Source organism: Dactylosporangium sp. CA-139066 (assembly GCF_050936175.1).
Classification (GTDB): domain Bacteria; phylum Actinomycetota; class Actinomycetes; order Mycobacteriales; family Micromonosporaceae; genus Dactylosporangium.
Window position 1 is genome coordinate 2,432,153 of record NZ_JBNJNH010000002.1, and the last position, 21,918, is coordinate 2,454,070.

Annotated in this window: 17 protein-coding genes; 11 read left to right on the forward strand and 6 right to left on the reverse strand. The window is 73.8% G+C overall.

The window, feature by feature from the left end; genetic code table 11:
* Positions 1 to 711: 711 nt before the first annotated feature.
* The 8 genes from ACQEVU_RS55985 (at position 712) to nudC (ending at position 13,130) form a co-directional block, all read left to right on the forward strand.
* Positions 712 to 3,861: an ATP-dependent helicase gene (locus ACQEVU_RS55985; protein WP_433339388.1), complete on the forward strand. Its 3,150-nt coding sequence runs from the start codon at positions 712 to 714 to the stop codon at positions 3,859 to 3,861.
* Positions 3,807 to 7,040: an ATP-dependent helicase gene (locus tag ACQEVU_RS55990; RefSeq protein ID WP_433339780.1), complete on the forward strand. Its 3,234-nt coding sequence runs from the start codon at positions 3,807 to 3,809 to the stop codon at positions 7,038 to 7,040. The genes ACQEVU_RS55985 and ACQEVU_RS55990 overlap by 55 nt, the downstream gene beginning before the upstream one ends.
* 112 nt (positions 7,041 to 7,152) lie before the next feature.
* Positions 7,153 to 7,314, forward strand: coding sequence for a hypothetical protein (locus ACQEVU_RS55995; RefSeq protein ID WP_433339389.1), 162 nt, complete (start codon positions 7,153 to 7,155; stop codon positions 7,312 to 7,314).
* A 71-nt stretch (positions 7,315 to 7,385) separates the two neighbouring features.
* A complete protein-coding gene (locus ACQEVU_RS56000) occupies positions 7,386 to 8,372 on the forward strand; it encodes a hypothetical protein (RefSeq protein WP_433339390.1) in 987 nt (328 codons plus the stop codon).
* A 46-nt stretch (positions 8,373 to 8,418) separates the two neighbouring features.
* Positions 8,419 to 9,594, forward strand: coding sequence for a S8 family serine peptidase (locus ACQEVU_RS56005; protein ID WP_433339391.1), 1,176 nt, complete (start codon positions 8,419 to 8,421; stop codon positions 9,592 to 9,594).
* Positions 9,581 to 10,897: a M16 family metallopeptidase gene (locus ACQEVU_RS56010; RefSeq protein ID WP_433339392.1), complete on the forward strand. Its 1,317-nt coding sequence runs from the start codon at positions 9,581 to 9,583 to the stop codon at positions 10,895 to 10,897. Before ACQEVU_RS56005 ends, ACQEVU_RS56010 begins: the two co-directional genes overlap by 14 nt.
* Positions 10,894 to 12,219, forward strand: a complete 1,326-nt coding sequence (locus tag ACQEVU_RS56015; protein WP_433339393.1) for a M16 family metallopeptidase — start codon at positions 10,894 to 10,896, stop codon at positions 12,217 to 12,219. The genes ACQEVU_RS56010 and ACQEVU_RS56015 overlap by 4 nt, the downstream gene beginning before the upstream one ends.
* Positions 12,216 to 13,130, forward strand: a complete 915-nt coding sequence (nudC, locus tag ACQEVU_RS56020; protein WP_433339394.1) for an NAD(+) diphosphatase — start codon at positions 12,216 to 12,218, stop codon at positions 13,128 to 13,130. The genes ACQEVU_RS56015 and nudC overlap by 4 nt, the downstream gene beginning before the upstream one ends.
* Here nudC and ACQEVU_RS56025 read toward each other — a convergent pair.
* Positions 13,108 to 13,707 (reverse strand): hypothetical protein, encoded by a 600-nt coding sequence (locus ACQEVU_RS56025; protein ID WP_433339395.1) that lies wholly within the window; start codon positions 13,705 to 13,707, stop codon positions 13,108 to 13,110. The two genes, nudC and ACQEVU_RS56025, sit on opposite strands and share 23 nt — an antisense overlap.
* Before the next feature lie 78 nt (positions 13,708 to 13,785).
* Positions 13,786 to 14,028, reverse strand: coding sequence for a mycoredoxin (locus tag ACQEVU_RS56030; protein WP_433339396.1), 243 nt, complete (start codon positions 14,026 to 14,028; stop codon positions 13,786 to 13,788).
* Between the two features lie 101 nt (positions 14,029 to 14,129).
* Between ACQEVU_RS56030 and ACQEVU_RS56035 the strand changes: the two genes are divergently transcribed.
* From ACQEVU_RS56035 to ACQEVU_RS56045, 3 genes are all read left to right on the forward strand, one after another.
* Positions 14,130 to 16,223 (forward strand): ATP-dependent DNA helicase UvrD2, encoded by a 2,094-nt coding sequence (locus ACQEVU_RS56035; protein WP_433339781.1) that lies wholly within the window; start codon positions 14,130 to 14,132, stop codon positions 16,221 to 16,223.
* Positions 16,224 to 16,521: 298 nt separating this feature from the next.
* Entirely contained in the window at positions 16,522 to 17,007 is a 486-nt protein-coding gene (locus tag ACQEVU_RS56040) for a hypothetical protein (RefSeq protein WP_433339397.1), read from the forward strand.
* A 138-nt stretch (positions 17,008 to 17,145) separates the two neighbouring features.
* Positions 17,146 to 17,535: a WhiB family transcriptional regulator gene (locus tag ACQEVU_RS56045; RefSeq protein ID WP_433339398.1), complete on the forward strand. Its 390-nt coding sequence runs from the start codon at positions 17,146 to 17,148 to the stop codon at positions 17,533 to 17,535.
* Between the two features lie 567 nt (positions 17,536 to 18,102).
* On the opposite strand, the gene ACQEVU_RS56050 is transcribed toward ACQEVU_RS56045, so the two are convergent.
* The 4 genes from ACQEVU_RS56050 to ACQEVU_RS56065 all read right to left on the reverse strand — a co-directional run bounded on the left by ACQEVU_RS56050 (position 18,103) and on the right by ACQEVU_RS56065 (position 21,868).
* A complete protein-coding gene (locus tag ACQEVU_RS56050; RefSeq protein WP_433339399.1) occupies positions 18,103 to 19,464 on the reverse strand; it encodes an ABC1 kinase family protein in 1,362 nt (453 codons plus the stop codon).
* Positions 19,465 to 19,750: 286 nt separating this feature from the next.
* Positions 19,751 to 19,954, reverse strand: a complete 204-nt coding sequence (locus ACQEVU_RS56055; protein ID WP_433339400.1) for a hypothetical protein — start codon at positions 19,952 to 19,954, stop codon at positions 19,751 to 19,753.
* Between the two features lie 108 nt (positions 19,955 to 20,062).
* Positions 20,063 to 21,139 carry a TOMM precursor leader peptide-binding protein gene (locus tag ACQEVU_RS56060; RefSeq protein WP_433339401.1) on the reverse strand — a complete coding sequence of 359 codons (1,077 nt, stop codon included), beginning with the start codon at positions 21,137 to 21,139 and terminating at the stop codon, positions 20,063 to 20,065.
* Between the two features lie 573 nt (positions 21,140 to 21,712).
* On the reverse strand, positions 21,713 to 21,868 hold the full coding sequence (locus tag ACQEVU_RS56065; RefSeq protein ID WP_425516560.1) for a DUF5679 domain-containing protein: 156 nt from the start codon (positions 21,866 to 21,868) through the stop codon (positions 21,713 to 21,715).
* Positions 21,869 to 21,918 lie beyond the last annotated feature (50 nt).

The window sequence follows — 21,918 nt, forward strand, 5'->3', positions numbered from 1 at the left end:
CTGCCGCGCGGCATGGTGTCGCGGCGCGGATTGGCGACGCCGGGAGCGCTGCGCTGTGCGTGGACTGGCGGCGCTGCGCGCTGGCCGCTGGGCGGTTGGCGGTGTGGCGCGGGCTGGCGGCGCCGGACGGGGCCGGGCGCCGCTGCGCGTGGCGTGGTTGGCGGCGGGACCGCTGCGCGTGGCGTGGTTGGCGGCGCTGCGTGGGTTGGCGATGGGCGGCTGGCACTGCGCCGGCGGGGCTGACCGCGCCGGGCACGGCCGAGCGTCAGCCGCGCGACGCGCGGCTGACGGCTTCGCGCGGGCTCGCGGGAGGGGCGGTCTTGCAGTGCCGCATAAGGACGACAACGCCGCATAAGGACGACAACGCCGCATAAGGGCGACAACGCCGCAAAGTCGACAACGCCGCGAAGGGAATAAAACGCCGCGAAGGGGCGAGCACGCCGCGAAGGGGCGAGCACGCCGCGAAGGGGCGAGCACGCCGCGAAGGGGCGACAACGCCGCGAAGGGGCGACAACGCCGTAAAGGGACACAACGTCGCAGAAGTGCGAACGGCGCATAACCGAAATGTCGGATATGTCCGTCACGAAGTGGCGGACATATCCGCGAAGAGCGAGGCGCCGACGGCGCCGACATGGGTGTGAACTGCAACCCGACGATGGGCGCGCGGTGAACGATGCGGGAAATCGGCGCGCCGCGTGATTGCATAACCGCGTGACCGCGACTGCTTCCCCCGCGGGGTCGCGCCGTGCCTACCGGCTCGTGCGCCGCCCCCCGGCCCCGGCCGTCCCGGTCTTCGCCGACCCCTGGCAGCGCCTGATCATCGAGCACACCAAGGGCCCGCTGCTCGTCATCGGCGGCCCCGGCACCGGCAAGACGAGCGCCCTGGTCGAGTCGGTCGCCGCCCGCGTGGCCGAGGGCGGCGACCCCGAAGGCATCCTCGTGCTGACGTTCGGCCGGCGGGGGGCCGTCCGGCTGCGCGACCGCATCGAGGCGCGGCTCGGGCGGGCCGCGGACATCCGCACGACGGCCGAGCCGATGGTGCGGACGTTCCACGGGTACGCGTTCGGGCTGCTGCGCCGCGCCGCCGTCGAGCGTGGCGAGGCCTCGCCGCGGCTGCTGACCGGGCCCGAGCAGGACCTGGTCATCCGCGAGCTGCTCGCCGAGTCGGCGGCGCCGTGGCCGGAGTCGCTGCGCGGCGCGCTCAACACCCGCGCGTTCGCGACCGAGCTGCGCGACCTGCTGCTGCGGGCCGTGGAGCGCGGCGTCGGGCCGGCGGGGCTGGCGGAGCTGGCCAAGATCCACCGGCGGGCCGACTGGGGCGCGGCGGCGGAGTTCTTCCGGGAGTACCTCCAGGTGCTCGCCCTGCGCGACGCCACCGGGCGCGGGTCGGTCGCCTACGACTACGCCGAGCTGGTCCGGGCCGCGGCCGGAATGCTGGCCGACGACCCGGAGCTGCTGGAGAAGGAGCGGCGGCGGCTTTCGTACGTGTACGTCGACGAACTCCCCGACACCGACCCGGCCCAGGTCGAGCTGCTGGAGCTGGTCGCCGGCCACGGCAAGCACCTCGTCGCCCTCGCCGACCCGGACTCCTCGACGTTCGCCTTCCGCGGCGCCGACCCGGCCGTCGTCGGGGACTTCGAGCTGCGGTTCCCCGGCGCCGTACAGGTGACGCTCCCGCACTCGCGGCGGCTCGGCGAGGGGCTGCTGGCGCCGGTCGGGCGGGTCGCGGCGCGGCTGCGCGGGCCGTCGCGGCACCGGGCGATGCTTGCGCAGCGGCCGGGCGGCAGCGCCGAGACGCGCACGTTCGCGTCGGAGACGAGCGAGGCCGCGTTCATCGCGCACCGCCTACGCGAGGCACACCTGTTGCGCGGCATCCCGTGGGCGCGCATGGCGGTCGTGGTGCGCTCGACCGCGCGGCAGCTGGCGCCGCTGCAGCGGGCGCTGCACTCGGCCGGGGTACCGACGACGACCGAGTCCGAGGATCTGCCGCTGCACCTGCAGCCGGCGATCGCCCCGCTGCTGCTCCTGCTGCGCTGCGCGCTGGACGGCGCCCGGCTCGACGAGGACGCCGCCGTCGCGCTGCTGCACTCGCCCCTGGGCGGCGCCGACCCGCTCGCCGAGCGGCGGCTGCGGCAGGGCCTGCGGGCGCTCGCGCTCGCCGCCGGGGACCGGCGCCCGTCCGGCGTGCTGCTGCTCGCCGCGCTGCGCGACCCGGCCGAGCTGGCCATGGTCGAGCGGCGCTGGGCGGCGCCGGCGCGAGCCGTGGCCGGGCTGCTGCAGCGGGCCCGCGACGCCGCCGCGCGCCCGGGCGCGACCGCCGAGGAGGTGCTGTGGGCGGTGTGGCAGGGCAGCGGCCTGGCGGATCGGTGGTCGGCGCTGAGCGCGCGCGGCGGGCACCGCGGGGCGGCCGCCGACCGTGACCTCGACGCCGTCGTGTCGCTGTTCGACGCCGCGGCCCGCTTCACCGACCGGCTGCCCGGCGCCGGCACCGACGTGTTCCTCGACCACGTCGAGGGCCAGGACCTGCCGGCCGACAACCTGGCGCCCTCGGCCGACCGCGGCGACGCCGTGCGCATCCTGACCGCGCACGCCGCCAAGGGGCTGGAGTGGGACGTCGTCGCGATCGCCGGCGTCCAGGAGGGCGTCTGGCCCGACCTGCGCCTGCGCGGCAGCGTGCTCGGCTCCGAGCTGCTCGTCGAGGTCCTCGCCGGTCGCGCGATGGAGACGGTCGGGCGGCTCTCGGCCCTGCTGGACGAGGAGCGGCGGCTGTTCTACGTCGCGATCTCCCGGGCCCGCGAGGAGGTGCTGGTCACCGCCGTGGCCTCCGGCGACGGCGAGGAGCAGCCCAGCCGGTTCCTCACCGAGCTCAACCTCGACGACGACCAGCCCGGCTTCGAGCCGCCCCGGCCGCTGACGCTGCCGACGCTGGTGGCCGAGCTGCGCATGGCGCTCGTCGACCCCGACGCGCCCGAGGACCGCCGGGCGGCGGCCGCCGGGCTGCTCGCCCGGCTGGCCGCCGAGGGAGTGCCCGGCGCCGACCCGGACTCGTGGTGGGGGCTGCCGGCCCTGTCCGACGACCGGCCGCTGGTCGACGACGGCGAGCCGGTGCAGGTCACCCCGTCGACCGTGGAGAGCGTCGAGCGGTGCAGCCTGCGCTGGCTGCTGGAGCGCCACGGCGGCGCGCTGACCCCGTCGCCGGAGCAGTCCATCGGCAACCTGGTGCACGCCGCGGCGATGCTGGCCGCGGACGCGAGCGCCGACCGGGCGCAGCTGGTGGCGTACGTGGCCGACCGCTTCGACGCGATCGAGCTCTCCGCGCGCTGGCTCGCCGGCCGGGAGCGCGACCGGGCCGAGACCATGCTCGACAAGCTCATCGGCTGGCTGGCCGGCAACCCGCGCCGGCTCGTCGCGATCGAGCAGGACTTCCTCGTCGAGCTGGCCGACCCCGAGGCGCCGGTCGAGATCAAGGGGCGGGTCGACCGGCTCGAGCTGGACGAGCAGGGCCGGCTCGTGGTCGTCGACCTCAAGACCGGCAAGTCGATCCCGGCCAACGCCAACCTGGCCGAGCACCCGCAGCTGGCCGCGTACCAGGCGGCGATCGAGCTGGGCGCGTTCGAGGAGTCCACGATCGCCGGTGGGGCCTCCCTGGTACAGCTGGGCGGCGACACCAACACCGCCCGCGAACAGGTGCAGCCGCCCCTCGGCGAGGCCGACGACCCCAACTGGGCCCGCGCGCTCGTGCAGCGCACGGCCCGGACGATGGCCGCCTCCACGTTCAGCGCCGTGGTCAACAACAAGTGCCGGGTCTGCCCCGTGAAGACCTCGTGCCCCGTTTCCGGCAAAGGCCGCCAGGTCACATGACCCCGCTGGAACTGGCAAAGCTCCTGCGCCTGCCCCCGCCGACCAGGCAGCAGGCGGACGTGATCGAGGCGCCGGTCGGGCCGATGCTCGTCGTCGCCGGCGCCGGGTCGGGCAAGACCGAGACGATGGCGGCCCGGGTCGTATGGCTGGTCGCGAACGGGCACGTGCGCCCCGAGCAGGTCCTCGGCCTCACGTTCACCCGCAAGGCGGCCGGCGAGCTGTCGCACCGCATCCGCCAGCGCCTCGGCCAGCTGGTCCGCCGCCTCGGCCGCGACGACCTCATCGCCGGCGAGCCGAGCGTCGCCACGTACCACTCCTACGCGGCCCGGGTCGTGCGCGAGCACGGGGTGCGGGCCGGCTACGAGCCGTCGACCCGGCTGCTCACCGAGGCCGCGTGCTGGCAGCTCGCCGACGCGGTCGTGCGCGCCTACGACGGCGACATGACCGCGGTCTCCTCGGCGCCCTCGACCGTCGTCGACGCTGTGCTGCACCTGGCCGGCGACCTCGCCGAGCACCTGCGCGAACCGGCGGACGTGGCCGCCTGGACCGGCCGCTTCTTCGCCGAGGTGAGCGGCAAGACCGGCAAGATGGCCAAGCCGGTGCGCGACGTGCTCTCCCGCCAGCAGGCGCGCCTGCAGCTTTTGCCGCTCATCCGGCAGTACACCGAGAAAAAAGCGCTGCTGGAGGCCATGGACTTCGGCGACCAGCTGTCCCGGGCGGCCCGCGTCGCGGTGGCCCACCCCGAGGTCGGGCAGGTCGAGCGCGACCGGTTCCGGGTCGTGCTGCTGGACGAGTACCAGGACACCTCCCACGCCCAGGTCGTGCTGCTGCGGGCGCTGTTCGGCGACGGGCACCCGGTCACGGCCGTCGGCGACCCCTGCCAGTCGATCTACGGCTGGCGCGGCGCCTCCGCCGGCACGCTGGACCGGTTCCCGGTGGAGTTCCCGCCGGCCCCGGTGCTGTCGCTGACCACGAGCTGGCGCAACCGCCCGGAGATCCTCGACGTCGCCAACGCGCTGTCGGCCCCGCTGCGCTCCTCCGGCGCCCGGGTGCAGGAGCTGGCCCCGGCCGACGTACTCGCCGAGCCCGCCTCCACCGCGACCGTGCACTGCGCGCTGCTCGACACGTTCACCGAGGAGGCGGCCTGGGTCGCCGACCGGGTCCTCGCCTCGTGGCGGCAGGCGGCCAAGGTCGACCCGGACACGTTCCCCTACGACATCCCCGTCGAGGACCGCCCGTCGACCGCGATCCTGGTCCGCACCCGGGCCCAGATTCCGGCGCTGGAGAACGCGCTGCGCTCGCGCGGCCTGCCGGTCGAGGTCGTGGGCCTCGGCGGGCTGCTCGACACGCCCGAGGTACGCGACGTCGTCAGCATCATGCGGGTGCTCGCCGACCCGGCCGAAGGCGCCGCGCTGCTGCGCATCCTGACCGGCCCGCGCTGGCGGATCGGCCCGCGCGACCTCGTCGCCCTCTACCGCCGGGCCCGCTCGCTCGCCGCCGCCCGCCGCCACGGCGACGACGCCGCCGAACCGGAACTCGCCGACCGCCTGGACGAGGCGGTACTCGTCGAGGCGCTCGACGACCTCGGCGACCCGGAGCGGTACTCCACCGAGGGCCACCGCCGCTTCGCCCGCCTCGGCACCGAGCTGCGCGCTTTGCGCCGCCGCCTCGACCAGCCGCTGCCCGACCTCATCGCCGACATCGAGCGGGTCACCGGGCTCGACGTCGAGGTCGCCGCCCGCCCGGGCGACGCCGGCCTGGCCCGCGGCCATCTCGACGCGTTCAGCAACATCGCCGCCCGCTTCGCCTCGGAGTCCGAGGGCGCCACGCTGAGCGCGTTCCTGGCGTTCCTGGCGGCCGCGGAGAACGAGGAACGCGGACTGGCGCCCGGCGAGGTCGAGGTCGTCGAGGGCGCGGTGCAGATCCTGACCGCGCACGCCGCGAAGGGCCTCGAGTGGGACGTCGTGGCCGTCGCCGGCCTGTGCGCCGACGTCTTCCCCGGCGCGAGCAACGCCGGCGACCACTGGCTGCGCGGCCTCGGCGTGCTCCCGTTCCCGCTGCGCGGCGACCACGCCGGCCTGCCCGCCCTGGACCTGTCCGCGGTCACCGACGTCAAGGGCGTGGTCGGCGCGCTCGAGACGTTCACCCGCGACTGGCGCGAGCACGACATCCGGGAGGAGCGGCGGCTGGCGTACGTCGCCGTGACCCGCCCCCGCCGCCTGCTGCTGGCCAGCGGGTACTGGTGGGGCGAGGGCGTCAAGCGGGCCCGCGGCCCGTCGGTCTTCCTCGAGGAGATCCGCGAGCGCTGCCTGGCCGGCGCCGGCGCGGTCGACGCCTGGGCCCCCAAGCCCGAGGCCGACGCCCAGAACCCGACCGCCCTGGACGTGCCGAGCGCCAGCTGGCCGGCCGACCCGCTCGGCCACCGCCGCCCGCTGCTGGAGGCGGCCGCGGACCTCGTCCGCGCGGCCGGGCCCTTCGACGTGGCCGACCCGCTGGCCCGCCGCTGGTCCGAGGAGACCGAACTGCTGCTCGCCGAGCGCGCCCGCCTCGCGCCGCGCGCCGACGCAGCGGTCGACGTCTCCCTCCCCGGCCACCTGTCGGTGTCCCAGCTCGTCGCCCTGCGCCGCGATCCGCAGCGCCTGGCCCGCACGCTGCGCCGCCCCCTGCCGTCGCGCCCGGACCCGTACGCCCGCCGCGGCACCGCGTTCCACCACTGGCTGGAGCAGCGCTTCCGGGCCGAACGCCTGCTCGACCTCGACGAGCTCCCGGGCGCCGCGGACGAGGGCGCCGCCCCGGACGCGGCCCTGAGCGACCTGCAGGCCCGTTTCCTCGAAAGCGTCTGGGCGGATCTGGTACCCGTGGACGTCGAGGTCCCGTTCGCCACGGTGATCGCCGGCGTGGTGGTGCGCGGCCGCATGGACGCCGTGTACCGCTACCCGGACGGCCGCTACGACGTGGTCGACTGGAAGACGGGCGCCCGCCCGGCCGGGCCCGACGCGACGGCCGCGGCCGTGCAGCTCGCGGCGTACCGCCTGGCCTGGTCGGAGCTGCGCAGCGTCCCGCTGTCGCAGGTCGGCGCGGGGTTCTTCTACGTCCGCAGCGGCGAGACGGTCCGCCCCGCCGACCTCCTGGACGAGCAGGGTCTGCTCGCCCTGATCACCGCCGTGCCTCAGTCCTGAAAACTGTCGGACTGAAGCTCAATGAATTGGCAAGGTTCCGACAGCCGGGTGTCGGTGGAACCTTTCGGTCGCCCAAGCTGTCCTAGAGGGCATGCGAGGGGGAGTGCGCAGGATGCAGGCACCGCACGTTCGCGAAGTCGCCCTGGTGGTCGGGGTCGCCACCGCCGGGGTCGTTACCGTCGCGCTCATCGTCCTCGGGCCGGTCGCCTGGGCCGAGGGGCCGCGATTCCCGCACGTCACCCAGGTGCACGTGCCCGTACAGGTGCAGCCGTGAGGGCGGTTCCCAGGCAACCTTGACGGGGGCTGCTGGTAACCGCCAGGCGCGGCTGCGACACTGGGCATGACATGACCGAGCAGCGTTCGCCCTGGGCCGAGCCGGACACGCAGACCGTGATCGCGCCGGCGCCGCCCGCGACCCCGGCCGTGCCCTCCGAGGGCGGGCCGGGTCCTTCTGTGCGCGTCGCGCCCGGTTATGCCTCCGGGCGGGTCTCGCGGCTGGGCACGCCGCCGCCCCCGCCGCCGCCCGACGTGCTCTTCGGCGGGCCGGGCGACGGCGACGACGACCCGATCAAGCGCAACCAGCGGATCCTCAAGTGGCTCGGCGGCGGCGCCGTGCTCGTCGTCGCGATCGGGCTCATCGTGATCCTCGTGTCGGTGCTGACCGACAACGCCCGTACGCCCGGCGGGCTGTTCAACCGGCAGGCCCAGGCGCCCAGCGACACGCGGCCGGAGCTGGCCCGGCGCTGCCCGCCGCCGACGATCCCGCCGGACAACCCCAACCAGGGCGGCGGCGACGTGCCGGCGGGGCCGCGGACCGTCGACTCCGAGTCCGGGATCAGCTACAAGCAGTACGGCACACCCTGGCGATCGCTGCTGCAGAACTGGCGCGACCAGGGTGAACTCAAGATCACGTACCGGATCGGGCAGGACTTCGTCACCGAGCCCGACTACGACGGGCAGGGCAACGACTACCACGCCACCATCCTGTCCGGGCACGTGCCGGCCGCGGTCAACGACGGCATGGTGCTCGACCTGCACTGCGTGGGCGACCAGATCGCCGCGGACGTGCGGGTCAGCTTCTACCCCAAGGGCAACCAGCTCGAGCAGATCTCGGCCAAGGACCTGACGCTCGGCGGGCGCCCGGCCCGGCTGCTGAAGTTCCGGCTGCACTTCAGCTCGCCGGGGCTGCAGGCCAAGAGCGAGCTCGTCTCGATCGCGCTGGTGGACCTCGGCAAGCCCGAGGCGGCGATCCTGTACGTGTCCATCCCCGACACGCACCGTCAGTACGACTACGTCGCCGACGAGGCGCCGGAGAGCATCCGACCCGTCTGAGCTGCCCAGGTGGCGTGGCTTGCGTCGATCGGGCACGCTATCGCGCATGAGGCAGAGGCTCGCGGCGGTGGCGGTCGGGATCGTCGCCGCGGTGGCGTTACCTGGGGTCCCCGCCCGGGCGGACGTCATTCGCGACGATGAGTGGCATCTGCGGTACCTCAACGTCGCCGAGGCCAACCAGCACACCCGCGGCGAGGGCGTCACGGTCGCGATCGTCGACCGCGGCGTCGACCGGGCCCACGACGACCTCGCCGGCGCCGTGCTCGACCCGGTCTTCGTCGCCGGCCGCAGCGACGAGTCGCCGGCCCCGGCGCTCGGCATCGACGCCGACGGCCACGGCACCGCGCTCGCCGGCGCCATCGCCGGCCAGGGCCACGGCGAGGGGCACGGCGACGGCATCGTCGGCGTGGCCCCCGGCGCGAAGGTGCTGCCCGTCGTGGTCGACGCGCCCGCCGACCGGGCGCCGAGCGCCGACGAGCTGGCCGCCGGCATCGAGCTCGCCATCTCGCAGCGCGCGAGGGTGATCGTCGTGGGCTACTCGGTGGCCGGCAGCGACAAGCTCGCCCAGGCGATCCGCGACGCCCGCGACGCCGACGCGGTCGTCGTGGCCGCCGACGGCGACCAGCCCGGCCGCGAGTTCGAGCCCTACCCGGCCGCCTATGAGGGCGTGTTCGCCGCCGTCCCGCTCAGCCGCGCGGGTGACGTGCGGGTGCAGTCGACCAGCGGGCGCCGCCTCGGCCTGGGCGTGCCCGGGTTCCAGATCATGACCACGAACAGCGGCAACCGATACCGCGTCGACGACGGCAGCGCCTCGCCGGGCCTGCTCGCCGGGGCGATCGCGCTGGTGCGCTCCGCCTACCCGGACGACAGGATCGCCGACATCGTGCGGCGGCTCACCCTGACCGCCGTGGACGCGGGCGCGAAGGGGGTCGATCCGGAGTACGGACTCGGCCGCCTCGACCTCGTCCAGGCTCTCACCAGGCGGTTGCCGGCACCCTCGCCCTCACCCTCGTCCCGGCCTTCGGGCGCCGGCGCGTCGCCGGCCCCCGCGCCGGTCGTCACGGCGCCGCCGCCGCCCCGCTCGCGGGGGCAATACGGCTGGCTGCTGGCCCTGCCGCTGGTCGCGGTGATCGCCGGGTTGGTGGCCTATGCGGGCGTTGCCGAACGCCGGATCCGGATTTCGGCGCGGGACGAAGTAGATTCGGTGGGTGTCCAGTCGTAGCCCCGCTGTGCGGATCCCGGCTTCCAAGTACCCCGTCGAGCGCTTCACCCTGCCCAACGGCTTAAGGGTGGTGCTGACCCCAGACCGCGCGGCGCCGGTCGTCGGCGTGTCGGTGGTCTACGACGTCGGCATACGATCGGAGCCGCAGGGCCGCACCGGCTTCGCCCACCTGTTCGAGCACCTCATGTTCCAGGGTTCGGAAAACCTCGAGAAGCTCGCCCACTTCCGCCACGTGCAGGGCTCCGGCGGCACGTTCAACGGCTCGACGCACTTCGACTACACCGACTACTACGAGACGCTGCCCTCCAACGCCCTCGAGCGGGCGCTGTTCCTCGAGGCCGACCGCATGCGCGCGCCGCGGCTGACCGAGGAGAACCTCCAGAACCAGATCGACGTGGTCAAGGAGGAGATCCGGGTCAACGTGCTCAACCGGCCCTACGGCGGGTTCCCCTGGCTGCGCCTGCCCCCGGTCATGTTCGACACGTTCGCCAACGCCCACGACGGGTACGGCTCGTTCGAGGACCTCGAGTCGGCGACCGTCGCCGACGCCGCCGACTTCTTCGACCGCTACTACGCCTGCGGCAACGCGGTGCTCGCGGTCGCCGGCGACTTCGACGTGGCCGTGGCGACCGAGCTGATCGAGCGGCACTTCGGCGACGTGCCGGCCCGCTCCGCCCCGGTCCGCCCGGACTTCGCCGAGCCGGACCTCACGGCGGAGCGCCGCTCCTCCTACACCGACCGGCTGGCGCCGCTCCCGGCGGTCGCGGCCGGCTGGCGGGTGCCCGACCCGATCAGCGATCTCGACGGCTATCTGCCTTATGTGGTACTCGCCGAGGTCCTCACCGACGGAGACGCGTCCCGCCTCGTCGAGCGGCTGGTGCTGCGCGACCGGTCGGCGACCAGCGTCGGGGGGTACATCGGCTTCATGGGCGAACCGTTCGCCGTGCGCGACCCCACGGCCCTGCTGCTGCAGGCCCACCTCCCCCCGGGCGGCGACGTGGACAAGGTCCTGCGCAGCATCGAGGAGGAGTGCGCGCGGATCGCCACCGACGGGCTGGCGCCGGACGAGCTGAGCCGCACGCAGGCGCGCATGGCGACCCACCTGCTGCGCGACACCGACGCGGTGCTCGGCCGGGCGCTGCAGATGGCGCTGCTGGAGCAGCAGCGCAGCGAGCCGGAGCTGCTCAACCGGCTGCACACGCTGATCGGTGACGTCACCGAGGAGCAGATCGTGGCCGCGGCCGGGACGCTCGTCCCGTCGCGCCGGGCCGCGGTCGAGGTCATCGCCGGAGGAGCCAAGTGACTGTGACCACCCCGTCGCGCGCCCTGCCCGTCCTCGGGCCCAACCGGGCGCTCAAGCTGCCGAACAGCGTCGAGCAGACGCTGGACAACGGCCTGACCGTGATCGCCCTGCGGCGCTCGTCGGTGCCGCTGGCCGAGGTACGGCTGCGGGTGCCCTTCGCCCAGGCCGACCTCGCCCGGGCCGCGCTGCTCACCCAGACGGTGCTGTCCGGCACGTCGACCATGTCGACCGTCGGCATCGCCGCCGAGCTGCAGAAGGTCGGCGGCGGGCTGTCCGCCGGCGCCGACCCCGACCGGCTGCTGATCTCCGGCAACTCCCTCGTCGACGGCCTCGACCGGCTGCTGGACATCCTCTCCGAGGTGCTCACCGACGCGGCGTACCCGGGCGAGGAGGTCGACACCGAGCGCGGCCGCCTGGTCGACCGGATCCGCGTCGCGCAGAGCCAGCCCAGCCACCTGGCCCGGGTCGCGCTGCTCAAGCGGATGTACGGCGCCCACCCGTACGCGGTGCAGACCCCCACGCCGGAGCAGGTCGAGGCGGTCGACCCCGACCAGCTGCGCACGCTGCACGGCGAGCGGGTGCACCCGGCCGGGGCGACCCTCGTCATCGTCGGCGACCTCGAGCCGGAGCAGGCCATCGCGGCCGCCGAGCGGATGCTCGGCAAGTGGAACGGCGGCGGCGTGCTGGCCGAGCTCCCGCCCGCGCCCGCGCTGGAGCCGGGCCCGCTGACCCTGGTCGACCGGCCCGACTCGGTGCAGTCCTCGCTGCGCCTGGCCCTGCCGGCGGTCTCCCGCCAGCACCCGGACCACGCCGCGCTGCAGCTGGCCAACCTGGTCTTCGGCGGATACTTCTCCTCCCGCTGGGTCGAGAACATCCGCGAGGACAAGGGGTACACGTACGGCCCGCACTCCCTCGTCGAGCACGCGGTCGCGGGCTCCGCGCTCGTGCTCTCCGCCGAGGTGGCCACCGACGTGACCGGCCCGGCGCTGCTGGAGACGCTGTACGAGCTCGGGCGGATCGCGTCGCTGCCGCCGAAGGACGACGAGCTGGAGCAGGCCCGGCAGTACGCGCTGGGCACCCTGCAGCTCGGCATGTCCACGCAGGCCGGCCTGGCCGGCCTGGTGTCCACCTACGCGGGCTTCGGCCTGCGGCTGGACTACCTGGCCGAGCACGCCGCCCGGCTGGCCAAGGCCGGCAAGGAGGAGGTGGCCGCGGCCGCCGCGAAGTACCTGGCCCCGGCCAAGGCCGCCGCCGTGGTGCTCGGCGACGCGGCGAAGGTCGAGCCCTCGCTGGCCGCACTCGTCCCCGTCGTGCGGTCGTGACGACCGTCCGGCAGACGCACCCGCCGTTCGCCCATGGGCCGCTCGACCGGGCGGCCCACCGGCGGCTGGACGAGGCCTGGCTCGCCGCCGCGTGGGAGCGCGCGCGGGTGGTGGTCGTCGACGACGGCCACATCCTCGTGCGCCCCGGCGAGCCGCCCGAGCTGGTGCTGATCGAGCCGGCGCAGGCGCCCGCGGGGGAGCGGTTCTTCCTCGGTGAGGCCGAGGACGGCACGGTGTACTTCGCCGTCGCCGCCGACGTCGAGCCGTTCGAGGGCACGCAGCGGGTCACCCTGCGCGAGGTCGGCCACGTGCTCGCCGAACTGCCGGCCGGGCTCTTCATCACGTCGGTCGCGCTGGCCAACTGGCACTCCCGGCACCCGTACAGCCCGCTCAGCGGCAAGCTCACGGTCGCCGCGCAGGGCGGCTGGGTCCGGATGACCCCGGACGGCGAGGAGACGATCTGGCCGCGCACCGACCCCGCGGTGATCATGCTCGTGCACGACGGGGTGCCCGGCCCGGACGGGCGCTGCCTGCTCGGCTTCAACGCCCAGTGGAAGCGGCTCGGCGCGACCGTCCCGCGCTTCTCGACCCTCGCCGGGTTCGTCGAGCCCGGCGAGTCGGCCGAGATGGCGGTAGCCCGGGAGGTGCTCGAGGAGGTCGGCGTGCACGTCGGCGAGGTCACCTACGTGGCCAGCCAGCCGTGGCCGTTCCCGGGCTCGCTCATGCTCGGCTTCCACGCCCTCGCCACGGCCGGCGCGGCGATCACGGTCGACGTCGAGGAGATCGCGGAGGCGCGCTGGCTCAGCCGCACCGAGATCGCCTCGGTGCTCGAGGGCGGGTCGGAGGAGTTCGGGCTGCCGTTCCCCGCGTCGATCGCGCACTACCTCATCACGCAGTGGCTGTACGCCTGAGCGCTTCGGCGTGCCAGGCGGCGCACCACCGGTCCAGCACGGCGGCGGCCTGCGCGGGCTCGACCTCGCGCAGCTCGTCGTCGATGCGCTGGCTGGCGAAGGCGTTGGTCGGGTGCCACTGCAGGTCCCGCCAGATCGCCTCCTCGGTCACGCCGCCGGCCGGGGTGACCGTGCGGCGCAGCAGCGACAGCGGCCGCTCCGGCGTCGTCTCCTCGTCGACGCGCACGAAGTACGTGATCAGCAGCCGCGGCTCGCGGGGCGGCCCCCCGCGCCAGGCCCGCAGCGCGTCGTCGGTCAGCCGGTCGCCGGGCTCCGGGGCCGGCGACCGGTAGGAGTGGGCCTGCATGCGGGCCAACAGCTCGGGCTCGGGGGCCAGGCCGTCGTCGAGAACCTCGGCCACGAACCGCTCCGGCCACAGCCACAGCCCGTCGGTGTGGAGCACCGCGGGCCCGTGGCCGTGTCCGATGGTGGTGCCGCCGGCGAGGTAGTCCGCGATGCGCCGGCGACGCTCCGGATCGGCGATCCGCGGGCGCTCCGGCGCGTTGCGCACGGCGGCGTACAGACGAGCAACCCGCATGGTGGCCGGCCTCCCCAGGCATCCCGGCTTCCCCAAATGGGGGTATTCCGCAAGCCACCGTAACGGATTTGCAACTAATCAGCTACCGACGGTTTCCAAGTGCTTCTTGACCTGGACGATCGACGGGTTGGTCATCGCGGTGCCGTCGTCGAAGCGCAGCGTCGGGACCGTCTGGTTGCCACCGTTGACGCTCTCCACGAACTTCGCCGCCTCCGGGTTCCGCTCGATGTCGACGACCTGGTACTGGATGCCCTCCCGGTCCATCTGGGTCTTGAGGCGGTGGCAGTAACCGCACCAGGTGGTGGAGTACATGGTCAGCATGGGGTAGTTCCTCCAGAAGCATCGGCGGGGTCACACACGGCAAATCCGCATAACGTCGTACCCGGCTGGAATGATGTCCAGCTGTGGCGGACTCCTCAGAGATTCTGGCTCGGCCAATCCTGGACGGCTTGGATCCGGACCAGGCGATCGCGGTGACCGCGCCGGCCGGGCCGCTGTGCATCCTCGCCGGCGCCGGCACCGGCAAGACCCGGGCGATCACCCACCGCATCGCCCACCGCGTCCGGTCCGGGCAGGTGCGGGCCCAGCACGTCCTCGCCGTCACGTTCACCGCCCGGGCCGCCGCCGAGATGCGCGAGCGGCTCGGCCGCCTCGGCGCCGACGGCGTGCAGGCTCGCACGTTCCACGCCGCCGCGCTGCGCCAGGTGCGCTACTTCGCCCCGCGCCTCTTCTCCGGCCGCGACATGCCCGAACTGCTCGACAGCAAGGCCCGCCTGGTGACCCAGGCCGCCACCCGGGCCGGGCTGAAGACCGACCGGGACGTCGCCCGCGACCTGGCGAGCGAGATCGAGTGGGCGAAGGCGTCGCTGATCGAGCCGGACGACTACGCCAAGGCGGCGGCCAAGGCGCTGCGCGAGCCGCCGTTCGATGCGGCGAAGGTCGCCCAGGTGTACGCGCACTACGAGCGGATCAAGCGCGCCCAGGGCGTGATCGACTTCGAGGACATGATCCGGGCCGCGATCTGGGCCGTCGAGGAGCACCCCGACGTCGCCGACCAGGTCCGGGCGCAGTATCGGCACTTCGTCGTCGACGAGTATCAGGACGTCAACCCGATGCAGCAGCGGCTGCTCGACGCCTGGCTGGGCGAGCGCGACGACGTGACCGTGGTCGGCGACGCCAGCCAGACGATCTACTCGTTCACCGGGGCCAGCGCGTCGTACCTCGTCGACTTCAAGCGCCGCCACCCCGGCGCGACCGTGGTCCGGCTGATCCGCGACTACCGCTCGACCCCGCAGGTCGTCGGCCTGGCCAACGCGGTGATCTCGCGGGCCCGGGGCGAGCTGTCCCGGCTGCGCCTCGAGCTCGTCGGCCAGCGCCCGGCCGGCCCGGAGCCCACCGTGCGCACCTTCGCCGACGAGCCGGAGGAGGCCGCCGCGGTCGCCGCCCGCTGCGCCGAGCTGATCGCCGCCGGCACTCCGGCGCGCGAGATCGCGGTGCTGTTCCGGGTCAACGCCCAGTCGGAGGTCTACCAGGAGGCCCTCGCCGAGGCCGGGGTGCCCTACGTCGTGCACGGCACCGAGCGCTTCTTCGACCGGGTCGAGGTCCGCGAGGCGATGATCGCACTCCGGTCGTACCGCGGAGAGTTCGTCGACGGACTCGTGCCGACGGTCCACACGGCGCTCGAGCGGGTCGGCTGGCGCCCGGACGCGCCGCCGGCCGGCGGGGCCCAGCGCGAGCGGTGGGAGGCGGTGGCCGCGCTCGTCAACCTCGCCGAGGGCATGGCCGGCCTCGACCTCGACGCGTTCAACACGGAGCTCTCCCGGCGCGCCGCCCTGCAGCACGTGCCGACCGTCGAGGGGGTGACGCTGTCGTCGCTGCACTCGGCCAAGGGGCTGGAGTGGGACGCGGTGTTCCTCGTCGGGCTCGCCGAGGGGACGCTGCCCGTCGTTCACGCCCGGACGCCGGATGCGGTGGAGGAGGAGCGGCGGTTGCTGTACGTCGGCGTCACCCGCGCCCGGCACACCCTCTGGCTGTCGCACGCCTCCGCCCGCACGCCCGGCGGTCGTCCGCGGCGGCCCAGCCGGTTCGTGCCCACGGCCACGCCCGACGCGGCCGACGCCCGCTATCCGAAGCGGCCCCTGGACAAGGCGGCCGTCGCCGGTCGCGTCCGGCGGGTCATCGCCGTCTCGTGCCGGGTCTGCGGCACCGGGCTGGTCAACGGCGCCGACCGCAAGCTGGGCCGCTGCTCCACCTGTCCGTCGGATCTCGACGAGGAGCTGTTCGAGCGGCTCGTCGACTGGCGGGCCCGGCTGGCCGCGATCCAGAAGGTGCCGGCGTTCGTCATCTTCACCGACGTCACGCTGTCGGCCATTGCCGAGCGGCGGCCCGGGCGCCGCGAGGAGCTTGCCGTCATCGCCGGGATCGGCCCGCGCAAGCTCACCCTCTACGGTGACGACGTCCTCGCGCTCGTCGCCGGTGCATCGGTCGACGCTCTGGCCGAGGGCCGCGCCAGGTAACGGTTGTGTTGCGCGATCGGCGGCGCGGGCGCAACGGGGCAACGCGGGCGGGCGTCCCTCCGGTAAGGTCTGCTACGCACGACGGGCCTATCGGAGATGGGTATCCGGGGAGCACTGAGCAGCATTAACGGGTGCGACGCGGCAGCGGTTCAACCGGTTGCCCGGCAGCTGGAAATGTGACAAGGACTTTTCCCGGAAATTCGATTGCCCTACCGTTGAGGCACGGCATAGCCTGCGAACACGACGCCGGAACGCCGGCGGCGACACACCACGAGTCTGCGGAGAGAAGGTGGCACACGTGAAGCTCTATGCATCCCTGGAGCGGCGCTCGCTGCTGCCTGCTCTCTGCCCGTCGACATTGGCGGTGCGCCGCGTCGCGCCGCCGTCGGTCTCGCTGCAGTGGCAGGAGTCTGCCCTGGCGCAAGACCTGGTCGCCGTCTCTGTCCCAGTCGCTTCGGTCTCCGTCCCGGCCGCCGTTCTGGCTGCCCCGGTTGCCGCCCTGGCTCCGTCCGCGCGCGTCGCGGGCGTCGCTACCGGGTCGGTCCGGGTCGACCTGACGGTTCGGGGCACCGAGCCGGCTGGCAAAGACGAGACCCGCACCGACGCCACCGGTGTCAGCAACGTCCGTATCGATGAGATTCACGTCGCCACCTCGGCGGCTCTGCTCGACCAGCGCGGGATCCGGGTTCAGGGGACCACTGGGTTCAGCGCGAAGCACGACATGACGGCTCCGAAGCCCAATGGCGGAGTCCGCGGCATACCACCTCGAGGCAGGCCGGTCTAACAAGACCGACTCACCGGCTCACCTCGAGGCCGCGGAACCCGACACCGGGATCCGCGGCCTCATTCATTTGCACCGAACGATCAGGCGCAGAAGAACGACCCCAACCAAACGATCGACAAACAGAAAGGGGTGACCGGGATGAGCCTGGCCTTGGCATCGATCGACGTGCGTGACAGCACTGCGTCGGCCGTGGACGAGCGTCTCCGCGTCGCTGCGCGAGGCGTCAAGTCCGACCTGCCGTGCCGCACCTTCGACCCGGACCTGTGGTTCGCCGACTCGCCGGCGGAGCTCGAGCTCGCGAAGTCCCTCTGCGTGGAGTGCCCGCTCCGCGCCGAGTGCCTGGCGGGCGCGATCGAGCGTGCCGAGCCCTGGGGTGTCTGGGGTGGCGAGATCTTCGAGCGCGGCGCGGTTGTGCCGCGTAAGCGTCCGCGGGGCCGCCCGCGCAAGGAGGACGTCGCCCGCGACGCCGTCCTGCGGGTCGAGGTTGCCGCTCGCACCAAGGCGGTCACCGCCGGTGTGGCGGCCTGAAATGAACGCACATCGACTGCCGGCCAGCCGAGCGCCGCGCGCCGCGCGACCGACCCGGCTCCGTACCAACACCAACCGCACCGACGTACGCAGGAGTTTCGAGATGTCCTTGCAACTACTCCATGAAGCATTGTCGAGGGCGCGAATGCGTCGGCCTCAGGCTGTCAAGCGCTCTGAGGCTTACCCGTCCGCTCGTCAGGTCGCCATGCGTGCTCGCCGTGAGCAGGAGCTGTTCCTGACCCGACTCTGATCAATACGAAACGGGCCCCCTCGCCGTGAGGGGGCCCGTTCCCATGTCCTGGCTTTCGATCGACGCCGCTATATGCAACTTTCACGCGGCTGGTGCACTTGGCGGTGTCGCGTCGCGTTGGCGTGGTTGGTCGGCGGCGATCTGCTTTGCCGCGCGGCGTCGTGGCTGCTTGGGTGTCGCGTTGGCGTGGTTAGTCGGCGGCGATCTGTTTGGCGGCGCGGCGTCGTGGCTGCTTGGGCGTCGCGTTGGCGGGTTTGTCGGCGGCGATCTGCTTTGCCGCGCGGCGGCGCGGCTGCTTGGGCGTCGCGTTGGCGTGGTTAGTCGGCGGCGATCTGCTTTGCCGCGCGGCGGCGCGGCTTCCTGGCCGCCGGCTCGGCGAAGCCCGGCAGCCAGTCGGTGAGGATGCCCCGGTAGGCGGCGCGGGCCTGGAGCTGGCACAGCACGCCGATCGAGCCCAGCGTCACGCGGTGGACCATCATGTACGACGGGGGCAGGTTGAGCTGCCGGCTCAGCGCATAGGCCGGGCTCTTCGGGTTGGCCAGTCGCCCCGCCTCGGCGCGCAGCCACGCCCGCGTGAACTGGAACTCGTCCTCGGCGATCGGGTCGAGCATCGGGCGGATGTAGCCGAGGACGGCGGCCGCGTCGATCTTCCCGTCGCCCTTGATGAAGCCCTCCTGCTGCAGGCCCCCCAGCACCGACTCCGCGTCGCCGGCCAGGGCCAGGCGGGTCAGGCGGCCGATGATCTCGGGGTGCCCGCCCGGCAGGTGGGCGACCGCGCCGAAGTCCAGCACGCCGAGGCGGCCGTCGCTCAGGAGCCGGTAGTTGCCCGGGTGCGGGTCGGCGTGCAGCATCTCGGCCCGGGCCGGCGCGGAGAAGTGCAGCAGCGCCATGAGATACCCGGCGCGGTCGCGCTCCTCCTCGCTGCCCGCGGAGATGATCGCCGACAGCGGCGTGCCCTCCACCCATTCGGTGACCAGCACGCGGGGCGAGGAGGCGAGCACCGGCGGCACGTAGATGTCCGGGTCGCCGTCGAACGCGGCGGCGAACGCGGACTGCGACTTGGCCTCCAGCTCGTAGTCGAGCTCCTCGGTGACCCGGTCGCGGATCTCCTGCACCAGCGGCTTGACGTCGAGCCCCGGCTGGATCGCCTTGAACAGCCCGGCGAACCGCGCCAGCTGGTTGAGGTCGGAGCGCAGCGCCTCGCCGGCGCCCGGATACTGCACCTTGACGGCGACGGGCCGCCCGTCCGACCACACGGCCCGGTGCACCTGCCCGATGCTCGCCGCGGCGGCCGGTTTGTCCTCGAACTCGGAGAACATGTCGCGCCAGTCCGCGCCCAGCGACTCGGCCAGCACCTTGTGCACGCTGGCGGCCGGCAGCGGCGGCGCCGCCTCCTGCAGCTTCGTCAGCGCCGCACGGTACGGCCCGGCCAGCTCCTCGGGCAGGGCCGCCTCGAACACGGAAAGGGCCTGCCCCATCTTCATGGCGCCGCCCTTGAGCTGCCCCAGGACGCTGAAGAGATGCTCGGCCGTGCGCCGCTGAACGTCGGCGGAAACCACGTCGGCGGCCATGCCGGTGACGCGCTTGCCCAGCCCGAGCGCGGCCCGCCCGGCCAGCCCGAGGGGAAGCGACGCCAGCCGTGCGGTGCGGGCGACTGCGCCCCTAGGGATCTCGGTCACAAGTCATTCTTACTCGGTCGGCGCGATTCGACGGGGGCGACGGGAGTCACAGCGGCCCCGCGCAACGCTTTTGACACGCCCCGCACCCGCTTTAGCCCCCGCGCTGTCGATGGATTCAGCCATTCGTGTCCGGTTTGTCCGGCCGATCGCGGGGTGCTTGAGGTCGGCGCCCAAATTCGCGCCCCGCGCCCGCGAGGTGGGACGCCGCCCGTTCGCCACGGGTCCGGCGCAGCGGCCGGCGGCTTCACCGGCTTCGGCGCCTCGCCGGTGTGGATACGGCAGGCGATCACGCCGCGCCGTCGTCCGCGGTGTCGGCTGCCCTCATCGCGCGGTCGTCCGCGGTGTCGGCTGCCCTCATCGTGCGGTCGTCCGCGGTGTCGGCTGCCCTCATCGTGCGGTCGTCCGCGGTGTCGGCTGCCCTCATCGTGCGGTCGTCCGCGGTGTCGGCTGCCCTCATCGTGCGGTCGTCCGCGGTGTCGGCTGCCCTCATCGTGCGGTCGTCCGCGGCGGCGGGTGGCTGCGTTATGCGGTCTCATCGTGCGCCTGCCGGTGGCCTCATTGTGCCGTCCTGGCGGCGGTCTCCCCGCCATCCGCGGCGTCAGCTGCGCGGGTCCGATTTGTCCGAGCGGGCGCGGCGCCGGCGGCGGCAGTCGCAGCGAGGGTGCGCGGCCCATTCGCGGCGGCGGAACTCGCCCGCGCGCGGAATCTCCACGATGGCGGCCTCGGTGCGCAGCGGCGTGCCGTCGATGTAGGAGAGCACCTCGTCGGCGGCGAAGGCGGCGCCCGCCATCGCCGTGGTGTGGGCGCAGGGCTCGCCGTCGCCGGGCCGGGCGGTGGCCAGCTGGGCGGCGAGCACCGGCCAGGCGGGGTCGCGATCGAGGCGGTGCAGGTCCAGGCACAGCCGGCAGGGCGAGGCGGCCGGGCGCACCAGCGGGCCGACCAGCACCGTGCCGAGCCGCACGGTGACCTCGAGGCGGGGGAGCGTGTGCAGCCGGAAGCCGCGATGGGCGAGCGCGGGCGGGTGCCGGTCGCCGACGTGGACGATGAAGTCGACGTTGTCGGAGCGTACCGATGAAACGTTCACGCCCGGCGCGAACCGCACGATCGCCGTGGAGGTCGCGATCGCCCGCGACGCGGACACGTCGTCGCAGGCGAGGCCGCCGACCGCGACGTCGGCGTGGGTCGTGGTGCCGTCGACCACCGGGTCCACATGGCCGACCCCGGCCGCGGCCAGCGCGGTGGCCAGGGGCGCGACCAGTGGCCCGTCGCCGGCCACCACCACGTGCGACGCGTTGCGGCGGCGCAGGACGTCGGCGGGGGTCCGCGCGCCGTCGCCCTCCCGCAGCCGCAGCCCGATGGCGGCGGCCTCGACCGCGAGCCGGGCGCCGACCGGACCGGGCAGGCCCGTGGGCAGCAGCGCGTGCGCGCCGACCACCAGCCCGGTCGAGTTCAGCGCCTGCAGGACGTCGAGTACGTCCGAGCGCTCGAGCCCGTGCGCCTCCGCCTCGGCCAGCAGGGTGTGGAACGTGTGCCCGCCGTCGAGCATGTCGAGCACCCGGCTGAGGTCCCGCCGGCGCAGTTCGAGCACGACGGCGGCCGCGGGGTCGGTGCCGATCTGGACTGTCCGCTCGTCGCGCCAGAGGCGCCGCAGGCCCGGCAGGAGCGTCGGTCGCATGCGTTCGACCCTGGCACAGCCGAACGCCGGCCGCGGCGGTTGTCCACAGGACGATCCACCGCCGGCCGGCGTTATCCACAGCTGTACGCCGAGTTATCCACAGAGAAAGGCGCAAAGGCCATATACCGCGCAGGTGCAGGACGACTGTTGGGGCTTGCGACCGGTACACGCCCGTGACCGGCGTCACCTCTTGCCCGTTGCCGCGGGTCGGACATATCCGAAATTTCGGATATGTCCGGTCCTAGGGCGGTGACTGCCCTCGTCCGATTCGGACCGCCGGCCCCGATTCGGGGTAAGCCGATGGGGGTCGCCTGACGCAGCCGCCGGGCCAGCGCGTCCCGGGCGGCCGGGGCCCGCCGGGGGCGTGCTCGTGCGGGATCGGGCCTGCCGGGCAGCCGGGGCCGTCGGGGTCGGCAGTGCCCGGACGCCGGAATCCGCCAGCTGCGGCAGACCGGCCAGGACCCGAGCCGCCGTGGTCGGCAGTGCCCGGGCAGGGGAACCCGCCAGGTCGGGCAGAGCCCGGACGCCAGGACCGCCGTGGTCGGCAGTGCCCGGGCGGCCGGAGCCGCCGGGTCAGGCCTTGCCGAGGATTCGGTTGACCGTCGTGCCGCAGACGGGGCAGGCGCCCTTCGCCATCTTCATGCCGGTCTTCGAGATCGCGATTTCGCCCTCGAAGTCCCGCTTCTCCTTGCACTTGACGCAGTAGCCGTTGTAGGTCTCGGCCACGATGCCCTCCTCATCTCGGTCCGGCGCGCTCCGCGCGTGCCGGGTGCTGACCA

Coding starts and splice junctions, on each gene's coding strand:
- ACQEVU_RS56000 (WP_433339390.1), top strand. CDS start 7,386: ATGACCGAGCAGCGTTCGCCCTGGGCCGAGCCGGACACGCAGACCGTG.
- ACQEVU_RS55995 (WP_433339389.1), top strand. CDS start 7,153: ATGCAGGCACCGCACGTTCGCGAAGTCGCCCTGGTGGTCGGGGTCGCC.
- ACQEVU_RS56030 (WP_433339396.1), bottom strand. CDS start 14,028: ATGCTGACCATGTACTCCACCACCTGGTGCGGTTACTGCCACCGCCTC.
- ACQEVU_RS56005 (WP_433339391.1), top strand. CDS start 8,419: ATGAGGCAGAGGCTCGCGGCGGTGGCGGTCGGGATCGTCGCCGCGGTG.
- ACQEVU_RS56060 (WP_433339401.1), bottom strand. CDS start 21,139: ATGCGACCGACGCTCCTGCCGGGCCTGCGGCGCCTCTGGCGCGACGAG.
- ACQEVU_RS56055 (WP_433339400.1), bottom strand. CDS start 19,954: ATGAGGGCAGCCGACACCGCGGACGACCGCACGATGAGGGCAGCCGAC.
- ACQEVU_RS56045 (WP_433339398.1), top strand. CDS start 17,146: ATGAGCCTGGCCTTGGCATCGATCGACGTGCGTGACAGCACTGCGTCG.
- ACQEVU_RS56025 (WP_433339395.1), bottom strand. CDS start 13,707: ATGCGGGTTGCTCGTCTGTACGCCGCCGTGCGCAACGCGCCGGAGCGC.